Source organism: Burkholderia sp. 3C, assembly GCF_054589155.1.
Map to the genome: position 1 here is coordinate 21165 of NZ_BAAILN010000155.1, position 21482 is coordinate 42646.

Annotated in this window: 21 protein-coding genes and 1 pseudogene; 11 read left to right on the forward strand and 11 right to left on the reverse strand. The window is 67.1% G+C overall.

Annotation, left to right across the window (positions count from 1 at the left end; all coding sequences use genetic code 11):
* The 5 genes and pseudogenes from ACYP33_RS32770 to ACYP33_RS32790 form a co-directional block, all read right to left on the reverse strand.
* Window positions 1-334 (reverse strand): annotated as a pseudogene (locus tag ACYP33_RS32770) (family 2A encapsulin nanocompartment cargo protein cysteine desulfurase); the annotation flags it as partial.
* Window positions 309-1241, reverse strand: coding sequence for a family 2A encapsulin nanocompartment shell protein (locus tag ACYP33_RS32775; RefSeq protein ID WP_206127357.1), 933 nt, complete (start codon window positions 1239-1241; stop codon window positions 309-311). The pseudogene ACYP33_RS32770 and the gene ACYP33_RS32775, both read right to left, overlap by 26 nt.
* A gap of 186 nt (window positions 1242-1427) precedes the next feature.
* Window positions 1428-1658, reverse strand: coding sequence for a helix-turn-helix domain-containing protein (locus ACYP33_RS32780; protein ID WP_414441865.1), 231 nt, complete (start codon window positions 1656-1658; stop codon window positions 1428-1430).
* Window positions 1655-2620 (reverse strand): serine O-acetyltransferase EpsC, encoded by a 966-nt coding sequence (gene epsC / locus ACYP33_RS32785; protein WP_459625311.1) that lies wholly within the window; start codon window positions 2618-2620, stop codon window positions 1655-1657. Before epsC ends, ACYP33_RS32780 begins: the two co-directional genes overlap by 4 nt.
* Before the next feature lie 44 nt (window positions 2621-2664).
* Window positions 2665-3126 carry a rhodanese-like domain-containing protein gene (locus ACYP33_RS32790; RefSeq protein WP_459625312.1) on the reverse strand — a complete coding sequence of 154 codons (462 nt, stop codon included), beginning with the start codon at window positions 3124-3126 and terminating at the stop codon, window positions 2665-2667.
* Window positions 3127-3704: 578 nt separating this feature from the next.
* Between ACYP33_RS32790 and ACYP33_RS32795 the strand changes: the two genes are divergently transcribed.
* The 7 genes from ACYP33_RS32795 (at window position 3705) to ACYP33_RS32825 (ending at window position 11040) form a co-directional block, all read left to right on the forward strand.
* On the forward strand, window positions 3705-4892 hold the full coding sequence (locus tag ACYP33_RS32795) for a porin (protein ID WP_459625313.1): 1188 nt from the start codon (window positions 3705-3707) through the stop codon (window positions 4890-4892).
* Window positions 4893-5109: 217 nt separating this feature from the next.
* Entirely contained in the window at window positions 5110-6213 is a 1104-nt protein-coding gene (locus ACYP33_RS32800) for an ABC transporter substrate-binding protein (RefSeq protein WP_459625314.1), read from the forward strand.
* 20 nt (window positions 6214-6233) lie between these two features.
* Window positions 6234-7094 carry an ABC transporter permease gene (locus ACYP33_RS32805; protein ID WP_414447688.1) on the forward strand — a complete coding sequence of 287 codons (861 nt, stop codon included), beginning with the start codon at window positions 6234-6236 and terminating at the stop codon, window positions 7092-7094.
* Between the two features lie 50 nt (window positions 7095-7144).
* The gene (locus ACYP33_RS32810) at window positions 7145-7981 is read left to right on the forward strand and encodes an ABC transporter permease (RefSeq protein ID WP_459625315.1); all 837 of its coding nucleotides are present in this window, start codon (window positions 7145-7147) and stop codon (window positions 7979-7981) included.
* Complete coding sequence (locus ACYP33_RS32815; RefSeq protein ID WP_459625316.1) at window positions 7978-8829, forward strand: ABC transporter ATP-binding protein; 852 nt, start codon at window positions 7978-7980, stop codon at window positions 8827-8829. Before ACYP33_RS32810 ends, ACYP33_RS32815 begins: the two co-directional genes overlap by 4 nt.
* A 130-nt stretch (window positions 8830-8959) precedes the next feature.
* On the forward strand, window positions 8960-9913 hold the full coding sequence (locus ACYP33_RS32820) for a TauD/TfdA dioxygenase family protein (RefSeq protein WP_459625317.1): 954 nt from the start codon (window positions 8960-8962) through the stop codon (window positions 9911-9913).
* A gap of 188 nt (window positions 9914-10101) precedes the next feature.
* Window positions 10102-11040 carry a TauD/TfdA dioxygenase family protein gene (locus ACYP33_RS32825; RefSeq protein ID WP_414447692.1) on the forward strand — a complete coding sequence of 313 codons (939 nt, stop codon included), beginning with the start codon at window positions 10102-10104 and terminating at the stop codon, window positions 11038-11040.
* 64 nt (window positions 11041-11104) lie between these two features.
* Here ACYP33_RS32825 and ACYP33_RS32830 read toward each other — a convergent pair whose 3' ends face one another.
* The 5 genes from ACYP33_RS32830 to ACYP33_RS32850 form a co-directional block, all read right to left on the reverse strand.
* Window positions 11105-12421, reverse strand: a complete 1317-nt coding sequence (locus ACYP33_RS32830) for an acyl-CoA dehydrogenase family protein (RefSeq protein ID WP_459625318.1) — start codon at window positions 12419-12421, stop codon at window positions 11105-11107.
* A gap of 39 nt (window positions 12422-12460) precedes the next feature.
* Complete coding sequence (locus ACYP33_RS32835; protein WP_459625319.1) at window positions 12461-13819, reverse strand: NtaA/DmoA family FMN-dependent monooxygenase; 1359 nt, start codon at window positions 13817-13819, stop codon at window positions 12461-12463.
* Window positions 13820-13832: 13 nt separating this feature from the next.
* Window positions 13833-14840 carry an NrtA/SsuA/CpmA family ABC transporter substrate-binding protein gene (locus tag ACYP33_RS32840; protein WP_414447695.1) on the reverse strand — a complete coding sequence of 336 codons (1008 nt, stop codon included), beginning with the start codon at window positions 14838-14840 and terminating at the stop codon, window positions 13833-13835.
* Between the two features lie 161 nt (window positions 14841-15001).
* Window positions 15002-15751 (reverse strand): ABC transporter ATP-binding protein, encoded by a 750-nt coding sequence (locus ACYP33_RS32845; protein ID WP_459625320.1) that lies wholly within the window; start codon window positions 15749-15751, stop codon window positions 15002-15004.
* Entirely contained in the window at window positions 15751-16587 is an 837-nt protein-coding gene (locus tag ACYP33_RS32850; protein ID WP_414447697.1) for an ABC transporter permease subunit, read from the reverse strand. Before ACYP33_RS32850 ends, ACYP33_RS32845 begins: the two co-directional genes overlap by 1 nt.
* A 426-nt stretch (window positions 16588-17013) precedes the next feature.
* Here ACYP33_RS32850 and ACYP33_RS32855 point away from each other — a divergent pair, with 426 nt between their 5' ends.
* From ACYP33_RS32855 to ACYP33_RS32865, 3 genes are read left to right on the forward strand one after another with little or no spacing between them, the layout of a single operon-like run.
* The gene (locus ACYP33_RS32855) at window positions 17014-17490 is read left to right on the forward strand and encodes an Hcp family type VI secretion system effector (protein ID WP_459625478.1); all 477 of its coding nucleotides are present in this window, start codon (window positions 17014-17016) and stop codon (window positions 17488-17490) included.
* 14 nt (window positions 17491-17504) lie between these two features.
* Window positions 17505-17999: an STM2901 family protein gene (locus ACYP33_RS32860; protein ID WP_459625321.1), complete on the forward strand. Its 495-nt coding sequence runs from the start codon at window positions 17505-17507 to the stop codon at window positions 17997-17999.
* A gap of 44 nt (window positions 18000-18043) precedes the next feature.
* The gene (locus ACYP33_RS32865) at window positions 18044-18406 is read left to right on the forward strand and encodes a DUF1493 family protein (RefSeq protein ID WP_459625322.1); all 363 of its coding nucleotides are present in this window, start codon (window positions 18044-18046) and stop codon (window positions 18404-18406) included.
* Window positions 18407-18547: 141 nt separating this feature from the next.
* Here the strand turns inward: ACYP33_RS32865 and ACYP33_RS32870 are convergent, their stop codons facing one another.
* The gene (locus ACYP33_RS32870; protein WP_459625323.1) at window positions 18548-19912 is read right to left on the reverse strand and encodes an LLM class flavin-dependent oxidoreductase; all 1365 of its coding nucleotides are present in this window, start codon (window positions 19910-19912) and stop codon (window positions 18548-18550) included.
* Between the two features lie 305 nt (window positions 19913-20217).
* On the opposite strand from ACYP33_RS32870, the gene ACYP33_RS32875 reads away from it, so the two are divergent.
* Window positions 20218-21360 carry a porin gene (locus tag ACYP33_RS32875; protein WP_459625324.1) on the forward strand — a complete coding sequence of 381 codons (1143 nt, stop codon included), beginning with the start codon at window positions 20218-20220 and terminating at the stop codon, window positions 21358-21360.
* The last annotated feature ends 122 nt before the right edge of the window (window positions 21361-21482 follow it).

A 21482-nucleotide genomic window follows, 5' to 3' on the forward strand; every position in this document is an offset into this window, starting at 1 on the left:
TGGGCGCGGCCGGCAGCAGGTTTGCACCCGGCGCCTTGCCGGCCGGCACGCCCTGCGACGGCACGCCGGTGCCCGTGCCGCCCGGCCCGGCGAGCGGCGAACCGGCCGGCGCGGGGTTGGCGGCCAACGCCAGGGCCGGCGCGGCGGCGGGCAGCGTGGCGGGCGCGATGCCCGCCGCGCCGCTGCCGAGCGCCGCGCCCGGCGCATCCGCGCGCCCCGGCAACGCCGAGAAGAACGCGTTCGCCAACTGCGCGAGCGCCGCCGGATCGGGCAGCCCGATGGGCGCGCGAGCGCCCGGGGCCGCCAGATCAGCGGTAGGTGTCGGGGTAGTCATGGTACTTGCCGATCTCCACGTCATCGAGAACCGCGAGCGCGTCCACCGAATGGACGGCCAGCGAGCAGTAGAGCGAAATCAGGTACGACGCGATCGCCTGGTTGTTGATGCCCATGAAACGCACCGACAGGCCCGGGCCCTGTTCGCCGGCCACGCCCGGCTGGTAGAGGCCGACCACGCCCTGGCGCTTGTCGCCCACGCGCAGCAGCAGGATCTTCGACTTGCCGTCGGCCACCGGCACCTTGTCCGACGGAATTAGCGGAATGCCGCGCCACGTGATGAACTGCGAGCCGAACAGGCTGACCGTGGGCGGCGGCACGCCACGCCGCGTGCATTCGCGGCCGAACGCGGCGATCGCCAGCGGGTGCGTCAGGAAGAACGCCGGCTCCTTCCAGACCTTGGTCAGCAGCTCGTCGAGATCGTCCGGCGTGGGCGCGCCGGTCAGCGGAAATACGCGCTGTTCCTCGGCCACGTTGGCCAGCAAGCCATAGTCAGGATTGTTGATCAATTGGCTTTCCTGCAGCTCCTTGATCGTCTCGATCGTCAGGCGCAGTTGTTCCTTGATCTGGTCGTGCGGGCTGCTGTAAAGGTCCGAAATGCGCGTATGCACGTCGAGCACGGTGCTGACCGCGTTCAGGAAATACTCGCGCGGCTGTTCCTCGTACGGCACGAACGTCTTCGGCAGTTCGCGCTCGTCCTCCAACTGCGTGCAGGCGGCACGCACGGCTTCGGGGTCCTTCACCTGGTTCAGGCGGTAGATGCCGGCCTCGACCGGCACCCATTGCAGGAAATGGGTCAGCCAGCGCGGCGTGATGGTGGAAAGCTGGGGAACGGTCTTGGTGGCATTCGCAAGCTGGCGTGCGGCGTGATCGCTCAGCGTGGTCGGGCCGTTTGCTACGGTCGACATGTCGGGCTCCGGGTTTAGAAGAATATCGGGAATGCTTATGACGCGCGGCGATTATGGGGACGCAGCCCATCGACGCTCAACATGCTATAGGCGTCAGACGCGCACCGGGCGTGGCGGCTCGGAGCGGCGAAACGAGAAGAGAACGGGAAGCGCGGCACGGTCGTGCCGCGCGATGCAAGGCGAGGCTCAGGCCGTCAGTTCGTCGGCGGCCGGCCGTAACAACAAGGCAATCGGCACCTCGAACGCGTTGGCGAGCTTCTCGACCGTGACCAGCGAGGCGATCACCTCGCCGCGCTCGATCTCGCCGACATACGAGCGGTTCAGGCCCGCGTGCTCGGCCAGCAGCTCCTGCGACCAGGCGCGCGTCTCGCGCAGGCGCCGCACGGCAGCGCCGAATTGCCGGACCAGTTGCGTCATGAGGCAAGCTCCGAGGTGGCGGCTTGCGTAGCCTGAGCAGCTTGAGCGGCTTTCGGCGCCGGCCGCGACACATCGGTGGACGGCACGGCCTGCGTCACATGGCTGCCCGGCGGCACGTCGTGCGTGAGCCAGACGTTGCCGCCGATCACCGAGCCGCGCCCGATCGTGATGCGCCCGAGAATCGTCGCGCCGGCATAGATCACCACGTCGTCTTCCACCAAGGGATGACGCGGCAGCCCTTTCTCGAGGTTCCCGGCCGCGTCGCGCGGAAAGCGTTTCGCGCCGAGCGTCACCGCCTGATAGATGCGCACGCGCTCGCCGATGATGGCCGTCTCGCCGATCACCACGCCCGTGCCGTGATCGATGAAGAAGCCCGCGCCGATCCGCGCGCCGGGGTGGATGTCGATGCCGGTGTCGGCATGGGCGCGCTCGGCCAGCATCCGCGCGAGCAGCGGCAGGCCGAGCCGATACAGTTCGTGCGCGAGCCGGTAGTGCAGGATCGCGAGCACGCCCGGATAGCAGAGCAGCACCTCGTCCACGCTGCCGGCAGCCGGATCGCCGTGGAAGGCGGCCAGCACATCCTCGTCGAGACGCGTGCGGATCTCGGGCAACTGTTCGGCGAACGCCTGCACGGCTGCGCGCGCGGCGGCCTCGGTGGCGTCGCCGCTGTCGCGGTAACGCGCCGCGTAGCGCAGTTCGAGCCGCGCCTGCGAGAACAGCGCGTTCAGCGCCGCGTCGAGCGCGTGCGCCACGTAGAGGTCCTCACTTTCCTGGCGCAGGTCGGGCGGCCCGAGCCGCATCGGAAACAGCACGCCCTTGAGCGCGTCGACGATGCCGCCGAGCGCCTCGCGCGACGGCAGATCGCGCCCGCCCGGCTCGATCAGGCGCCGCTGGCGCTCGCGCCAGCCATGCCGCGCCGCATGCAGCGAGCGGACCACGTCGTCGATGTCGAATGCTGCCACGTTGGGATCCTCGTTCAATCAGATGCGCGATCTGCGCGGGTTCATCAATCCTGTAGCCACGGCAGGCCGCGAAACCGCCAGCCGTTATGGGCGCCGCGCCGCTGCGCGTCGTCCAGTTCGCCCTCGAAGCCTTCGAGCACGTTGTAGACCTGCGTGAAGCCGGCCTTGGCCGCCGCGTCGGCCGCCAGCGCCGAGCGCTTGCCGCTGCGGCACAGCAGCAGGATCACGGCGTCCTTGCCGCCGGCCTTCGCTTCCAGCTCGCGCACGAAGCGCGGGTTGCGCGTCAGGCTGGTGCCGGTGGCCCAGGCCACGTGTTGCGAGCCGGGCACGTGCCCGACGAACTTGCGCTCCTCGCCGGTGCGCACGTCGATCAGCAGCGCCTCGCCGGCGGTGGCCAGCGCCCAGGCCTGCGCCGGGGCAATGCCGCCGCCGTAGCGCAGGCCCTGCTCATGCGCCGCCGTGCGGGCTTGTTCAAGAATGTCGTGCGCTTCGGTCGTCAATGTCATGGGTTCCTCCTTGCGGTCCGGTTCCGTGCTGTCGCACGGCAACGTGACGGTCCGGGTGCGGCATCGCTGCCGTCTATAGCCGTCAACGCCACTGTGCTATCGCACCGCGCCGGATGAGAACCAATCAATTGTCATTTCCAAAGCAGCAACGTACGAAACGCCGCGCGGCCCTGGCCACGGCCGCCTCGATGCCTCGACGCTTCGTCACGCCATCACGATATGACGCGCCGTGGTGACCGCGAACCAATCAATTCGCCTAAGGTTATGCGGCGCGCCAGCCGCGCCACGTACGCCCGTCGCATAAAAACGTCAACGCGCCCCGTTTCGCTTCATTGTGTTTTCGATAAGGATTTCTCAAGACCTTCGGAAGCGGATGTTCGATTTCCATTATCGATGCGGGCGCAATCATTTCATTCGGCATCCATACGTTTTATCCGGCGCCGCGCGAGCGCTGCGAGAAGCATGCCCACAACCATGAAATTCTGCTTTGCTATTCCCGGAACATTGCTTCGTGCAGCGGCGGCGCGTCCCTAGCATCGGGTTCCTTTCCCACTCGCGATCAAGACAAAAGGAATCGTATGTTGAAGAAAACCCTGGCGCTCGGCCTCGTCTCCGCCACTTCCGTTGCGGCGCATGCGCAAAGCTCGGTCACGCTGTACGGCATCGTCGATGCGGGCATTGCGTATACCAATAACCAGAAAGGCGGCTCGAACATCCAGCAGTCGAGCGGCAAGCTGTCGGGCAGCCGCTGGGGCCTGAAGGGCACCGAGGATCTCGGCGGCGGCCTGTCGGCCGTGTTCACGTTGGAAAGCGGCTTCCGCACCAACGACGGCACGCTGGGCCAGGGCGGCCGCATCTTCGGCCGCCAGGCATTCGTCGGGATTGCGAAACAAGGCATCGGCACGCTGACGTTCGGCCGCCAATACGAACCGCTGTCCGACCTGGTCGCACAATACTCGGGCTCGGGCTTCTGGTCGCCGGCCACCCACGTGGGCGACAACGACAACCTGAACCAGACGTTCCGCATCAACAACGCCGTGAAGTTCCGCAGCGACACGATCGCCGGCTTCACCGTCGACGGCCTGTATGCGTTCAGCAACCAGCCCGGTTCGGGCGCGGGCACCGGCTTCGGCAACAACCGCGCGTGGGGCATCGCCGCCAACTACGCGAACGGCCCGCTCTCGCTCGGCGCGGGCTACGTGGTGCTGAACCATCCGAATTCGACCAGCAATACCGGCGGCGCCGTGGGCGGCGCCAGCACCACCGCGGGCGACGACTACAGCGGCGGGTTCTTCTACGGCCTGAACGGCGGCGTGGCCAAGCAGCAGATCACGGTGGCCGGCGCAAACTACACGTTCGGCGCGACGATCCTCGGTTTCGCATGGAGCCACACGCAGCTGAACTATGTTGACGGCTCTTCCCGCCGCCTCAACAACTACGACGTCAACGCGCGCTACCGCGTCACGCCGGCCACCACGCTGATCGGCGTGTACACGTTCACCGACGGGCGCGCGAGCAGCCTGCCCGGCGCGGGCGGCGGCACGCTCAAGCCGCGCTGGCACCAGTTCACGCTGGGCGTGGATTACGCGCTGTCGAAGCGCACCGAGCTGTATCTGTCGGGCGTCTACCAACTGGCGTCCGGAAGTGGAAGCACGGCGGTGGCGGGCAACGGCTATCAGTCGATCGCGGCGATCGCAGACGCGGGCACCGCCTCGTCGAACAACCGCCAGGTGGCGGTATTCAGCGGCATCCGCGTGAAGTTCTAAGCGAACAGACGAGCCGACGCGATCGCGTCGGCTCGCTGCATTTCGTTGAGTTCTCCTGCGCTTTTCTCCATTTCCCAGCGCGAAAGCAAATCAGAAATGCTTGTTTGCGATCGGGCAAACGCTCGACAAGAATGATTCGTCCCGGTTGATCGACACCGCGAATCGATCCGACTTCCTCCCCATTCCGCATCCGGCTCCACCGCCGCCACGAGGATCCATGCCGCTCTTTTCCACGCCCCGCTTTCAGTCCCGTTCGTTGATCCGCCTGCTGCTGCGCCCCGTGCTGCTGGCCGCCGCCCTGACCCTGAGCGCCGCCGCGGCCCACGCCGCCGCGCCGGACACCATCCGCATCGGCGTCGCCGAACAGGGCGCGGGAGACCCGCCCACCTTCGGCAGCAACCCCGGCGCGGTCGTGCAGCAGCAGAAGCTGCTCGAAAAGGAGTTCGCGCGCGAGGGCATCCGCATCCAGTGGCTGTTCTTCAAGGGTGCGGGGCCGGCCGTCAACGAGGCGATCGCCGACAAGTCGATCGACTTCGCGCTGCAAGGCGACCTGCCGGCCGTGCTGGCCCGCGCCAACGGGCTGAAGACGCACCTGATCGCGGCCGTGGGCGTGCGCAGCGGCATCAAGATCGGCGTGCCGACCGGCTCCGACATCCACACCGTGAAGGACCTGAAGGGCAAGCGCGTCGCGATCTTCCGGGGCACCAACCTGCAACTCGTGATCGACAACGTGCTGGCCGCCAACGGCCTCGACGAGCGCGACCTGCGCGTGATCAACCTCGATACGTCGAGCGCGCTGGCCGCGCTGGCCTCGAAGGGCATCGACGCGTCCGTCACCGATTACCACCTGTCGAAGCTGGTCGATTCGGGGCTGGCCAAGATCATCTATCAATCGCAGGACCAGGGCCTGCAGTTCACGCGCCAATCGCATCTGCTGGTGCTCGACGATTTCGAGCAGGCGCACCCCGACATCGTGCAGCGCGTGGTCAACGTGTTCGTGACCGCCGCGCGCTGGGCGTCCGACGAAGGCAATCGCGACGCGCTGCTGAACACCTGGGCGAAGACCGGCATCCCCGTATCGTCGTGGGCGGCCGAATTCCCGGCCGGCACGCTGAAGTCACGCGAGTCGCCGCTGCTCGATCCGTTCTTCGTGGCCCGCTACACGGCCGTCGCGCAGGACGCGCTGAAGCTCAAATTGATTCGTCATCCTGCCGATGTCAACGGCTGGATCGAACCGAAGTATCTCGACCAGGCGCTCAAGGCCCAGCATCTCGAACACTACTGGCCGAGCTACGACGCGTCGGGCAAACCGCAAACCTGAGCACGCCCCCGGGAGCCGTGATGAGCGATACCGCGATTTCGATACGCGAGCGCGGCGACCAGGCCGCCGTCTCCGCCGATGCCCCGCGCGCGAAGGCCGGCCTGCGCCGCCGTGCCGCCGCGCTCGGCTGGATCATCGCGCCGTGGCTGCTGCCGGCCGTGCTGTTCGCGCTGTGGACGATCGGTTGCGAGCGCGGCTGGATCGCGCCGCAAATCCTGCCGCCGCCCGAGGCGGTGTGGCAGACGCTCGCCGAACTCGCACGCAGCGGCGACCTGTTGAGCAACACCTGGATCAGCCTGCAACGCGTGCTGTTCGGCTTCGCGGCCGGCTCGCTGGCGGGCTTCGCGATCGGCGCGTGGCTCGGGCTGTCGCGCACCGCCGAGGCCTACGTGCTGCCCAGCTTCAACGCGATCGTGCAGATTCCGGTGCTCGGCTGGCTGCCGTTCCTGCTGTTGCTGGTGGGCGTGGGCGAGCCGCTCAAGATCATCCTGATCGCCCACGCGGCGCTGGTGCCGGTGGCAATGAGCACGTTGCAGGGCTTTCGCGAAACGCCGCCCGCGCTCGACGAGGCCGCGCGCGTGTTCGGCTACAGCCGCCTGCAACGCATCGTCCACGTGGTGCTGCCGGCCGCCGTGCCCACGCTGGCGACCGGCGTGCGGCTCGGGTTCACGAAGGCCTGGCTCGCGCTGGTGGTGGTTGAACTGGTGGCGTCCTCGGAAGGCCTCGGCTACCTGATCGTGTACGGGCGGCAGTTGTTCCAGCTCGATCTCGTGATGGCGGCCGTGGTGATCGTCGGCGCGATCGGTTATGCGATCAACCGCCTGCTCGATGCGCTGGAAGCACGGCTGCGGCGTGGCCGAGCCTCCGCGTTCCGGGCCTGAATCGCGCCCGCATCGAATCGTTCCGTTTTCCAGGCCGGGAGCCTCGTGTCATGACGTCGTTCGCATTCCTCAAATCCTCGCCGGGCCGCTGGCGCGTGCCCGACCTGCGCGGCCTGGTGCTGCCGCTCGTGGCGCTCGCCGCCTGGTGGCTGATCGCCGCCACGCATCGCGGCCACGCGGGCCTGCTGGTCAGCCCGGCCGATGTGCTGCGCACCGCGCGCGAGCAGATCGCGAGCGGCGCGCTGGCGCGGGCGCTGTCGGCGTCGCTCGCGCGCGAATTCGCGGGCTTCGCGATCGGCACGGCCGCCGGCCTGCTGCTCGGCACGGCGCTCGGCCTGTCGCGGCTCGCCGCGCGCGTGATCGGCCCGACCTTCGATACCTTCAAGCAGATCTCGCTGTTCGCATGGATTCCGCTGATTTCCGTGTGGTTCGGGCTCGGCGACACCGCCAAGGTGGTGTTCCTGTCGCTGGCCGCGCTGCTGCCGGTGGCCGCGCACACCTGCGACGGCATCCACGCGGTGCCGCGCGCCTACGTGGAAGTGGCGCGCACGCTGCGCTATTCGCGCTGGCAACTGATCCGCCATGTGATCGTGCCGGCCGCGCTGCCGTCGATCTCCACCGGCCTCTATCTGGGCCTGATCTATTCGTGGCTCGCCACGCTCGGCGCCGAATACCTGCTGGTGGCCGGCAGCGGCATCGGCAACACGCTGATCGACGGCAGCGAGCAGTTCCGCATGGATCTCGTGCTGTTTGGCATCCTCGTGGTCGGCATCACCGGCTGGGCGCTCAATGCGGGCGCACGCGCCATCGAGCGCCGGCTGCTCGCGCGCGGCCGGGCCGCCCGCACCGCCATCGATTCGTCCTCGCCACTCAGGGAAGCCGCATGACTCTCGACCCGTCCGATTCGCTCGATTCGCTCGACATCCAGCATGTCCGCAAACGCTACGCGCCGCACGGCGCGGGCACCCAGGCGCTCGACGTGCTCGACGACATTTCGTTGCACGTGCGCGGCGGCGAATTCGTCAGCATCGTCGGCGCGAGCGGTTGCGGGAAATCCACGCTGCTGCGCCTGATCGCCGGCCTCGACGTGGATTACGACGGCGAGATCCGCGCCGGCGGCGAGCGCGTGCGCGACACCTCGCTGCAGCGCGGCATCGTATTCCAGGATCACCGGCTGTTTCCCTGGCTGAACGTCACGCAGAACGTGGAGGCCGCGCTGCGCAATTCGCCGCTCGACGCGAAGGCGCGGCGCGCGGCCGTGGCCGAGCACATCGCGCTGGTGGGCCTGAACGGCTTCGAGCAGGCCTACCCGAGCCAGTTGTCGGGCGGCATGGCGCAGCGCGTGGCGATCGCGCGCGGGCTCGTGAACCGGCCGCGGCTGCTGTTGCTCGACGAGCCGTTCGGCGCGCTCGACGCGCAAACCCGCACGCGCATGCAGCACGAATTGCAACGGATCTGGCAGCAGGAACGCATCACCATGATTCTCGTCACGCACGACGTGGACGAAGCCGTCTGGCTCGGCGATCGCGTCGTGACGATGGCGCCGCGCCCGGGCCGCATCGCGCGCATCGTCGACGTCGGCCTGCCGCGCTCGCGCGACCGCAATGGCGCGGCGTTCGCGCAACTGCGCGACGCGATCCTCAGCGATCTCGGCGACGACGACGCCACCGCGCGCATCACGCCGCCCGTGGCCGCCCCGCCGCTGCCGGCCGGCAACTGGCGGCTGGCCTGGTGAGCGTGGCCCGCTGCGTACAGCCGCTCGTTCGCGCGCCGGCGTCTATCGATACGACGAATCGTCAGTTCCGGTTTGCCCCGCGCGCTGCTTGAATATCCGAACCGCTTTCCCCACCGAAGGAGACACCCCGATGTCCGACGTTCAGATCGCCCCATCGTCGCAACACGCCGCCCACCACCACGCCGCCCGCACGCAGGCCTCGCCGCTGGAATTGCGGCGCGTCGCCGGCCGGATCGGCGCGGAAATTTCGGATGTCAAACTATCGGGCGAGATCGACGACGCCACGTTCGACGCATTGCTCGATGCCCTGCACACGCACAAGGTGCTGTTCTTCCGTGGCCAGCAGCATCTGGACGACGCCGCGCAGGAAGCGTTCGCGCGCCGCTTCGGCGAGACCGTGGCGCACCCGACCGTACCGTCGGTCGACGGCAGCGCCGGCCTGCTCGAACTCGATTCGGCCCACGGCGCACGCGCCAATTCCTGGCACACCGACGTGACGTTCGTCGACGCCTACCCGAAGGTGTCGATCCTGCGCGCCGTGGTGATTCCGCCGGCCGGCGGCGACACCGTGTGGGCCAACACGGCCGCCGCTTACACCCACCTGCCCGCCGCGCTGCGCGAGCTGGTGGACACGCTCTGGGCGCTGCACACCAACGCCTACGACTACGCCGCCTCGCATGTGAACGCCGATCCGGATCAGCTCAAGCGCTACCGCGAGGTGTTCACGTCCACCGTCTACGAAACCGAGCACCCGGTGGTGCGCGTGCACCCCGTCACGGGCGAGCGCACGCTCGTGCTCGGCCACTTCGTGCAGCGCCTCAAGGGCCTGTCCGCCAGTGATTCGGCGCACCTGCTGCAAGTGCTGCACGAACACGTGACGCGCCTGGAAAACACCGTGCGCTGGAGCTGGCGCGAGGGCGACGTGGCGATCTGGGACAACCGCGCCACCCAGCACTACGCGATCAACGACTACGGCGACGCGCGCCGCGTGGTGCGCCGCGCCACCGTGCACGGCGACGTGCCGGTCAGCGTGGACGGCCGCCGCAGCGTCGTGCTGAAGGGCCGCGACGCCACGCTGCAATGACGCGTGCGCACGATTCGGCCGCCAGCCGCGCCGGGCCGGCGCGGCGGCGTCCGCCCTTGCCGCGCGTTGGTGCGACGGCCCGCTGCCGTACCACGGCGGGCCGCCGCATGATGTTTCGCTTGACTGAATTGTCTGGCGACGCCGATCCCGACGCCGCCTGTCCGCCCCGCCCCGAACGGAGAATCCGCATGAACCAGGCCGTATCGTCGTCGCTCGACGTGATTCCGCTGTCCGCGCATATCGGCGCCGAAATTCGCGGCGTCGACCTGACCCGCCCGCTGGAGGCGCTGGAAATCGCCGCGATTCGCGGCGCGCTGCTGAAGTGGCGCGTGGTGTTTTTCCGCGAGCAGTTCCTGACGCACGAGCAGCACGTGGCGTTCTCCGCACAGTTCGGGGAACTGACGCTCGGCCACCCGGTGTTCGGCCATGTCGACGGGCATCCCGAGGTCTACTCGATCGGCAAGCATCGCCAGTCGACGCGTTTCGAGGGGCAGCCGGTGCGCCGCCCGTGGACGGGCTGGCACACCGACGTGACGGCCGCCGTCAACCCGCCCTGGGCGTCGATCCTGCGCGGCGTGACGATTCCGCCGTACGGCGGCGACACCCAATGGACCAACCTCGTGCGCGCCTACGAAACGCTGTCCGCGCCGATCCAGCGCCTCGTGGACGGCCTGCGCGGCATCCACCGCTTCACCCCGCCGGCCGGCGCCAGCGCCACGGCCGGTTACGCCGAGGCGGTCGAGCGGCGAGCGCTCGTGACCGAGCATCCGCTGGTGCGGATTCATCCGGAAACGGGCGAGCGCGCGCTGTATGTCAGCCCGAGCTTCCTCAAGTCGATCGTCGGCGTGAGCGCGCGCGAAAGCCAGGCGCTGCTGGAATTGCTGTGGGAGCACGTCACGCGGCCCGAGTTCACGGTGCGTTTCAAGTGGGAGCCGCGCAGCCTGGCGTTCTGGGACAACCGCTCGACCGCCCATCTCGCGCCGACCGATATCTTCGATCTCGACTTCGACCGGCAGTTGTATCGCACCACGCTGGTGGGCGACGTGCCGGTGGGGCCGGACGGGCGGGCCTCGGTGGCGATCGAGGGCACGCCGGTGGGCGCTGCCGCCGCGGTGGCGTTGAATTGACCTGACCGATTGACTCGATGACCCGGCATCGAGGCACGCGCGATGCGCGCCTCGATTCACTCGATCAGAAGAACGCGCCGGTCGGCGGCAGCACGCCGTTCAACTGGTTCTGCCCGAGAAAGCGCTCCTTGTAGAGCCGCGGATTGTGCGAAGCGATCACCTTGATGTTGCGCCAGTGGCGGTCGAGCCCGTTGCGGCGCGACACCACCGAGCCGGAGCCGAGATCGATCAGCCAGCTCGCGATTTGCGGCGCCAGTTCATCGATCACCACCTTGGCCTCGGCAGCCGACAGCGAGGCCGCCAGCACCGCGTCGTATTCGGCATCGGTGCCGATCGCATCCCACGCCTGCTGGAGCTTCGCGATGGTGCGATCGATGGTCGCCTCGACGCTCGCCGCATACGCGCGAATCCGCCCGAGTTGCGCCTGCAACACGGCCTCGTCCGACGGATGCGCGGCCTCGCCGTGATAGAAGTTGCGGCCCCGGTTGCGCAGCACGTCGGTGGCGTCCGCCGCGATGCGACGCACGATCCCGGCGATGCAGTTCGTCAGATACACCTGGTGGAACGTGAATTTCCACGGCGCGGCGCCCTCGCGATCGGGCGGATCGAGCGGGTGCACGTTCGACGCGGGCACCGCCACCTCGCGAAAGCGCGCCGTGCCCGAGCCGGTCAGGCGCTGGCCGAAGCCCTGCCAGTCGTCGTCGTTCGCCACGCCCTCGCCGCGCGCCAGCACGTATTGCACCGTCTCGCCGCGCCGGCTTTCGACCGCCGTGCCCACGAATGCATCGTTGTACAGATTACCGGTGGCGTATACCTTGTCGCCCGAGCCGAGATAGGCGTCGCGCTGCGCATCCCATTCGAGGCGGTTCAGCACCCGCGTCGGGCGCGCGCCGGCTTCCTTGACGTCGCTTTCGGTAAAGCTCAGGCCCACCGTCTGCCGCCGTCCGGCGATGCCGAGCACCTGCGCATGGAACGGATGCGCGGGCCGGCGCAGCGCCGCCTCGATCTGGAAGAAGTGATTGCGGAACGCGTGCGCGATGTTCGAATCGGCCGCGGCGATGTCGCGCGCCACCGCGAACAGCTCGGTCAGCGACAGCCCGTGGCCGCCGGCATCCGTGGCCAGCCGCAGCGCACCCGCGCCGGCCGCCTTCAGCGCGGCGATCTCGGCATGAGGCAGCGCCTGCGTGAGATCGCGCGCGGCGGCGGTGCGGCCGATCTCGGCCAGTTGCGCGGCGAAGCCGAGCCGCACGGACAGCGCAGAAAGGTACGGCGGCACGCTCGCGGCGGCATCCGCCACGCGCGAGGCCGCCGGTTCTGCCTGCGGCTGCGTCGCCTGCACGCCGGGCCGTTCGAGATCGGTGGTGAAATCGGTATCGGACATGATCGATCGGTCTCCGTGAAATGTGAGAGCGGCGTCCGCTCAGGCGGCCGCGTCGAGCGCGCCGTTGCCCAGCCGCGCGTCGTAGCGCGGCAGCCCGAGGTTGTCGCGCAGCGTCGTGCCTTCGTAAGCCATACGGTAGCGGCCGAGCTTCTGCAACACCGGAATCACCTCGTCGGCGATCAGGTCGAGGCCGGTGGGCTGCACGTCGATGTTCAGGTTGAAGCCGTCGGTGGCCTGCGTGTCGAGCCAGTGCACCATGTCGTGCGCGAAACCTTCAGGCGTGCCGACGAAAATCCGGTGCCCGCCCGTGATGTTCGAGAACAGCAGCTCGCGGATATTCCATTCGTTCTGCTTCGCTTCCTTGAGCATCTCGTTGCGATGCCAGCGCGATGCCACCGGCACCTGGTCGGCATTCGCCTCGGTGGCCGCGTACGGGATCGGCCCGTCGAGGTCGGCCAGCAGCGCCGGATCGACGGCCAGATGGCGCGCCAGCTCCTTGCGCAGCGCGACCGAATCGAGCAGGTCGTCGAGCCCGCGCTTGTGGCGGCTTGCTTCCTCGTCGGTCGAGCCGAGGATCGGGAACAGCCCCGGCATCACCAGCAGATGATCGGGATTCCTGCCATAACCGGCCGCCAGCGTCTTGACCTCGCGGTAGAACGTGCGTGCGCCTTCGATGATCCGTTGGCCCGTGAACAGCGCATCGGCATAGCGCGCGCCGAACGCGCGGCTGTCGGCCGACTGCCCGGCCTGGAAGATCACCGGGCGGCCCTGCGGCGTTTCCGGCACCGACAGCGCGCCGCGCGCCGAGAAATGCTCGCCGCGAAAATCGAGCTTGCGCAGCTTCGACGGGTCGAGATACACGGTCGTGTCCGGGTCGGCCACCACGGCCTCGTCGGGCGTGCTGTCCCAGAACGCCGTGACGATCTTCACGAACTCCTCGGCGCGCTGGTAACGCACTTCCTGATTCCAGCCGTGCTCCACGCCGTATGCGTCTAGCGCGGGCGGGTTTTGCGAGGTGATCACGTTCCAGGCCGCGCGGCCACGGCTCATGTGATCGACCGACGCGATCTGCCGCGCGATCGTATACGGATGGCCGAACAGCGAGGTGGTCGTGCAGACCAGCCCGATGTTGCGGGTGTGCGCGGCCAGATGCGCGATCAGCACCGCCGGATCGAGCGCGCGCCACGGCCGTATGTAGGATTCCGATACAAGGCCGCCGGGGCCGTCGGCCAGGAAGATCGCGTCGAGCAGCGCGCGTTCGGCCGATTTCGCGATCGTCACGAAGTGATCGATGTCGGTCGACAGGTGGCGCTTGTCGTCGAACGTCTTCCAGGCCGCGTCGTGGCGGCCCGAGGCGAGGACGTTGACGCCGAGGCGCAGATGGCGAGGTGCGGTCATGGTGATCTCCCGGTCAGACGCGGACGCAGTAATCGCCGACATTGACCTTCGAGCGAATGATCTGGCGCTCGGCCAGCCAATCCGCGGCGCGCTGGAAGCGGGCGCGGAACTCGGTGTCGTCGGCTTCGTAGAACTTGTTCTGGCGCTTCAGGCTCGTCAGGTAGTCGCGCACCGGGTTCGGATAGCCCGCGTCCTCCTGGGCGATCTTTTCGGACTCCACCGCATGCGTCGATTGCCAGTTGCCCACGCTCACGTAGGCGTCGATCACTGCGCGCACCAGCGCCGAATTCTCCTCGCTGAACTTGCGGCGCGTGACGAGCGAATTGAAGTCGATCAGGAAATTCAGGTCGCGGCCTTCGTTGAAGATGTCCTTCGAGTCGGTCGCGAAGCGCGCGATGTCGACGGCCGGCGACCACATCGACCACGCATCCACCTTGCCTTGCGCGAAGGCGGGCCCCGCGTCGGGCGGGTTCAGATAGACGAACTCCACCTTGCTGCGGTCGATGTGGTTCTGCTCCAGCGCCGCCACCAGCAGGAATTCGCCAAGGCCCGAACGGTTGATCGCCACCTTCTTGCCGACCAGGTCGGCCACCGAATGGATGCCGCTCGACTTCTTCACGATGATCGCGGTCGAACGCGGCGAGTAGATGTTGAACTCGTTGAATACCAGCGGCGCGCCGGCCAGCATCGCGGCGAGAGCCGGCGTCGTCGAGCCCCAGAAGCCGAAATCGGCGCTGCCGCCGATCACCGCCTGCAGCGACGGCGCGTGGTTCGGGAACGGGCCGACCCATTCGACCTTGATGCCCTGCCCGGCCAGCGTCTTCGAGAAGGTGTCGCTCTGCTTGGCCAGCAGCGACAGGCTGCCGTGGCCCCAGCCGATCCGCACCGTGTCGGTGTTGCGGGTCAGCTTGGCGGGGGCTGCCGCGAACGCGGCGGCGGGCAGGATGCCGGTGGCCGCGCCGGCCAGCAGGCCGCCCGCGGTGCGCAGCAGATGGCGGCGGCTCAACGTGAAATCGTTCATGCGTGTTTCCTTGGTCTACTCGGATGCGTGTTGCGATATCGGGTTCGGGCGGCCACACCGTGCGAATGGGCAAGGCGCAGCTCGCCGCTCGGCCGCAAGGGGCCGTGCTTCGATGACATTCGGGGAGCGCGCCGCGGTGTGCGATGTGCGGCGCGCGGGCGTCAGTGCAGGTGCACGCCGAGCGAGGCCAGCAGCGCCTCGCGCAACGCTTTCGGCTCGGTGTGCGCCGGCACATGCACGTCGGCGATACGGCCGGCGCGCATCACGAGGATGCGGTCGGCCAGCGCCACGGCTTCGTCCACGTCGTGCGTGACGAGCAGCACGCCCGGCCGGTGCCGTGCGACCAGTTCCTTGACCAGCGCATGCATCTTGATGCGGGTCAGCGCGTCGAGCGCGGCGAACGGCTCGTCGAGCAGCAGCAGCTTCGGGTCGTGCACCAGCGCACGGGCCAACGCGACGCGTTGCGCCTGGCCGCCCGACAGGTTGCGCGGCCAATCTTCCTCGCGGCCGGCCAGGCCCACTTCGGCCAGCGCACGATCCGCGCCGGCACGGCCGACCGTGCGTTCGTTGCCCAGCACGACGTTCTCGTGCACGCGCGCCCACGGCAGCAGCCGATGCTCCTGGAACACCACGGCCGCGCGGCGCGGCGTATGAATCCGGCCCGCATCCGCCGCATCGAGGCCGGCCAGCGCGCGCAGCAAGGTGGTCTTGCCGCAGCCGCTTTCGCCGAGCAACGCGACGAACTCGCCTTCGCGAATCTGCAGATCGAGCGCGTCGATCACGACGCGCGCGCCATACCGGCGGCGCAGCCCCGAGACGGACACCGCCAGCGGCTCGCCCGCGAAACGGTCGGCGGCGGCGTCCCGCGCCGGCGCGGCTGCCACCGGCGTGGCGAAATCGGCGGTACTCATCAACGGGACTCCTTCGCAAAATTCGGATGCCAGGCCAGCAGGCGCGTTTCGAGTGCACGGGCCAGCGCGTCGGCCACCACGCCGATCACGGCGTAGATCACGATCGTCAACACGATGATGTCGGTCTGCAGGAATTCGCGTGCGTCCATCGCGAGAAAGCCGATGCCCTTGGTGGTCGCCAGCGTTTCGGCGATCACCAGCGCCAGCCACGCGTGGGCCAGCGCATAGCGCACGCCGGTCAGGATCGACGGCATCGCGCCCGGCAGGATGATGCGGCGCACGACGGCCGGCCACGACAGCCCGACCACCTTGCCGAGTTCCATCAGCTTCGGGTCGATCTGGCGGATGCCGAGCACCGTGTTGATATAGATGGGGAACAGCACCGCGAGCGCCACCAGGAAGATCTTCGCCGTCTCGCCCACGCCGAACCAGACGATCACGAGCGGCAGCATCGCCAGGAACGGCACCGCGCGCAGCATCTGGATCGAGCGGTCGAGCAGCGCCTGCGTGAGCGGCGAGAAGCCCACCGCCACGCCGAGCACGAAGCCGGCCGTGCCGCCGATCACGAAGCCGGTGGCCGCACGCAGCAGCGACACGCCGAGATGGACGAACAGCGCGCCCGATTCGATCAAGCCCCAGGCGGTGTCCGCCACGCGGCTCGGCGCGGGCAGCACTTGCGGGTCGATCAGGCCGGTGCGCGCGCCAATTTCCCAGAGCACCACCAGCACCAGGGGAACGGCCCAGGACAGCCACCAGTAAAGTGCCGCCCGGGACAGGCCGCGACGCCGCGCGTCGGCAGGCACGCTCGCCGGGAGGGATGAAGTCAGATCGGTCATGGGCATCTTCGCGAAATCGTGCAGGCGGCGGCGTTGGGGGCGCCACCGCATGCGGTGTGTCGGTTCGTTATTAGAGCCGGTCGATTTCGCCACGACAAATAAGCGATTCGGGTTTGCTTTTCGGGCGGAGGGGTATGGAGCGAGGAATTGTCTGTTGCGGTGACCGAGGGTGGCGCTGCGATGGCGGTTTCGATGGTGTGGCGGGTGGGGAGCGAATTCGTATTTCCGGGGGCGGTTCAGGTATGTCAATGAAAAGGAAAAGGACGGCGGCGTCTCAAGCAAGCGCTCGTGCACTGCTGCCTGATGCCCGCCATCGTCGTGCGGCAGCACCGGTCATTGATGCATCTCAAGTAGTCCGCCGAACTATTTGTCTGAACAATGGTACGGTCGCTGCCAAGTGCCCAATGAGGGGCTGATACCGGGGACATCGTGACAGACATTTTCATCAAGATCGACGGCATTACCGGCGAATCGCAGGACGCCACTCACGCAAACGAGATCGAAGTCATAAGCTGCGGTTGGAAAATCTCGCAAGATTCAAGCATGCACTCGGGATCAGGCGGTGGAGCCGCGAAAGCGACAGTCCACGATCTACGGTTCATCCACCTGATAGATCGGGCAAGTCCCAATCTCGCGAGCTACTGCTTTCACGGCAAACACATTCCGACGGCCCGGCTGTCGATGCGCAAAGCGGGTGGCACGCCGCTGACGTATCTGAAAATTACCTTGTACGACGTGATCGTGACCGAACTCGAACCTGCCGTGGGAGCAGGCGCGGCACTGGAACACGTGGCGTTATCCTTCGCAAGAATGGAAGAGGAATACGTCGTACAAAGCGCGACTGGCGGCAGTCAGGGAACAGTCACTGCCGTGATCGATGTCAAGCAAAACAGCACTCACTAAGCCCGGGGGCCCAAATGAATGACTATGAACGCTTGATAAACGATGGCACGCCCACGGCCGAGCAGAATCTGTATCAATACGATGGCCATGATTTAACATCGCCAGAGTTATTTTTCTACCTGATGACCGACGAAACCATTAAGCAAACAGGCATACAGGACGTGTATGGCGTAATACTCATCCTTCTCGGACGACCCGACATCGGAACGAGAGGGAAATTCAAATATGCAACTCCCGGGACATCGGTCGCGTCGATAGTTTGCCGAGCGCTATTGGACATTGACATGCCACTCAGAATGCCGACCCTCACTGGCAAGACCCTATCGACATTGCGGGTGAGATGGACGACAAACTTGGGTGCATTTGTGGGCCGAAAAATACCATATCTCGGATGGGCCATCGGCATGTACGACGTTATTGTAATAAATACCAAAACCATTGTTCGCTACAACAGCATGGTCAATCCGGAAGATCGGATCAACGACGCTACAGTGGGCACACTTGGATGATTTTCAGAATTTAATCAAAATCACTTCCCGCAATGAATACAAACATGAAAACTTCACCCGAGCTTGTTGCATTCATTCGAGAGAAATTACTGTACCCCGAGAGGCATCGGGTCACTGCGCACACTGAAGTTGAAAGCGATCTCGGCGTGACCGGAGACGATTCACCCATTTTCATGGAGGAGTTCTTCAATACGTTCAACGTAGACCCGGGCGATTTCGACTGCAGCATATATTTCGAAGGCGAGGGATTGATCGACCCCTTCACGGCGTTTTTCCGATTCATTTTTCGCAAAGGAAAAAGGGAAGCGCAGCAGCGCGTTCCCCTCACCGTCGGAATGCTTCAGCGCGCAATAGACTGCGGCAAGTGGGACAGCAGACGCCTGTCGAACGACACGCAACGACGATAGCCGCCAACGCCCACTCCCATTCGCTGCTTGAACTCGTCGGGTGATCGGCCAGACTCGAATACGGTCGAACGGCATTGCACTCACAGCGCCATTGCTCATTGACGATTTTGGCTTCGCGCCGCGCCAGAATCCATCGACAGGTCAGGCCGCCACCACCCCAGGCTCGCTCACCCGTTCCACGCGCGCCGGCCGCGCCAGCCCCAGATGCCGGCGCAACGTCGTGCCTTCGTATTCGTCGCGGAACAGGCCGCGCCGCCGCAATTCGGGCAGCACCAGCGTGACGAAATCCTCCAGCCCGCCCGGCAGCGTCGGCGCCATCACGTTGAAGCCGTCCGCGCCATAGTTGACGAAGCGCTCCTCCAGCGCGTCGGCGATCTGCTTCGGCGTGCCGATCAACTGCCAGTGGCCGCGCGCGCCGGCCACGCGCAGCGCCAGTTGCCGGATCGTCAGGTTTTCGCGGCGCGCGAGATCGAGCGTCAGCGCCTGGCGGCTCTTGCTCGCATTGGTTTCCGGCAACTCGGGAATCGGCCCGTCGAACGGATAGGGCGACAGGTCGAAGCCGCCCGTCAACCCCGACACCAGCGCGAGCCCCACCACCGGATCGATCAATTGCTGGAGCGCCTCGAACTTCTCGCGCGCCTCGCTCTCGTCGCGGCCCACCACCGGGAACACGCCCGGCATGATCTTCAGCTCGTCGGGATGGCGGCCCCACTCGGCCATGCGGCCCTTCACATCGGCGTAGAACGCCACCGCGTCGTCGAGCGTCTGCTGCGCCGTGAAGATCACCTCGGCCGTGCGCGCCGCGAGCCGCCGCCCGGCGTCCGACGAGCCGGCCTGCACCACCACCGGGTGCCCCTGGGGCGCGCGCGCCACGTTCAACGGCCCGCGCACCTGGAAGAACTTGCCGCGATGCCGCAGCACATGGCGCTTGGCCGGATCGAAGAAGCGCCCCGACGCCTTGTCGCGCACGAATGCATCGTCGTCCCAGCTATCCCAGAGGCCGCGCACCACGTCGGCGAATTCCTCGGCGCGCTCGTAGCGGTCGGCGTGCGCGATGTGCTCGTCGCGATTGAAGTTCTCGGCCTCGTGGCGGTTCGACGACGTGACCAGGTTCCAGCCCGCGCGCCCGCTGCTGATGTGGTCGAGCGAGGCGAACTTGCGCGCCACGTGATACGGCTCGTTGAAGCTGGTGGACGCGGTGCCCACCAGGCCGATCCGCTCGGTCACGGCGGCCAGCGCCGACAGCAGCGTCAACGGCTCGAACTGCGCGTTGTAGCTGTGCGCGGTGCGGCTCAGGAATTCGACGTCGTCGCCGCGCGTGCCCACGCCGTCGGCCAGGAACACGAGGTCGAATTTCGCAGCCTCCGCAGTTTGCGCGAGTTTGACGTAATGACGGAAATCCACGCCCGCGTCGGCCTGCGTGTCGGGGTGACGCCAGGCCGCGATGTGGTGGCCGGTGGGATAGAGGAAGGCGCCGAGACTCAGCCGGCCGGTGCGTCGGGTCATGAAATCGGATCTCCGGGACAAGAAACCACGGGCGCGGCCCGCCACCGGAAGATCGACGAACCGGTGCGCCGCGTGCAGCAAAAAACGATAGCAGCAAGGGCCCGGGCGCCGAACCAATCAATCGAGAAATGCTTTTCGGCGCTTTGGCAAGCCCGGGCGATATGCCGCACACGAACCGTGCATTGCTTATTCGAGGACAAGTGCGGCCGATACCGCTTTCACTATATTCATCGCTCCGCAGCCTCCCGCTCGACGAGGCCGCCGCGGCCCATCCACCCACCCACGCGTCACACCCGAGGTACCGCATGAAGAAAACGCTCACTCATCCCTTGATCGCGCTCGCACTGGCCGGCGCATTCGCCCCGGTGGCGCATGCCCAGAGCAGCGTCACGCTGTACGGATCGCTCGATGCGGGCGTGCTCTACGTCAACAACGCCGGCGGCCACAACCAATGGCTGCAGAACAACGGCGGGCTGTCGAACACGTACTTCGGCCTGCGCGGCGCGGAAGACCTCGGCGGCGGCCGCAAGGCGATCTTCCGCTTGCAATCGGCGTTCTCGCTCGGCAACGGCGCGTTCGCGCGCAACGAATCGGGCTTCAACCGGATGGCCTACGTGGGCCTGCAGGACAACGTCTACGGCACGCTCACCGTGGGCCGCCAGTTCGATTCGATCGTCGATTACCTGACCCCGCTGTCGCTGTCGGGCACCGCCTCGGGCGTCAATCTCGCGCTGCACCCGCTCGACAACGACAGCCTCAGCACGCAGCGTTCGACGGCCAATGCCGTGAAGTTCGAAAGCGCCAACTACGCGGGCTTCCACTTCGGCGGCTCGTTCGGCTTCAGCAACGATACGAACTTCTCGAACGGCCGCGCATGGAGCGTCGGCGCGGGCTACGAGAACGGCCCGCTCAGCGTGGGGGCCGCCTACGACCAATCGAACAACAGCGCGCTGACGAACCCGAACGGGGCCGCGGCCGACGATTCGATCCCGGCCGGCGTGCATCGCACGTTCGGTGTCGGCGCGCATTACGTGTACGGCCCGGCCACCGTCGGCGTGCTGTGGACCCACTCGAAAGTCGAGGATTCCCGTCTGGCCGGCGTGCCGAACGACATCCGCTTCGACAACATCGAACTGAACGGCACCTACGCGCTCGCGCCGTCGCTCGCGCTGCTCGGCGGCTACACCTACACGTTCGGCAAGACGTCCGGGGCCGGCTCGGCGTCGGGCAGCCCGAAGTGGCACTCGGCCACGCTCGCGGCCGACTACTCGCTGAGCAAGCGCACCGACGTGTATCTGGCCGCCGTCTATCAGCATGCATCGGGCACGCTGTACGACAACGGCCGGGGCGTGCGGATCGACAACACCGCGTCGGTTGGCGGCCTGCTTGCGGCTTCCAGCACCGGCAATCAGGTCGGCGCGACGTTCGGCGTGCGTCACCGCTTCTAAGCGGCTCGCTTCCAAGCCGCGCTCGAGGCGTTCGAGATGCTCGATCACTCGACGCGCGCCTGATTCACCTCAGCCGCCCGCGCTCCCTGCGGGCCTCGTGCGCCGGCCGCCCACTCCGGCCG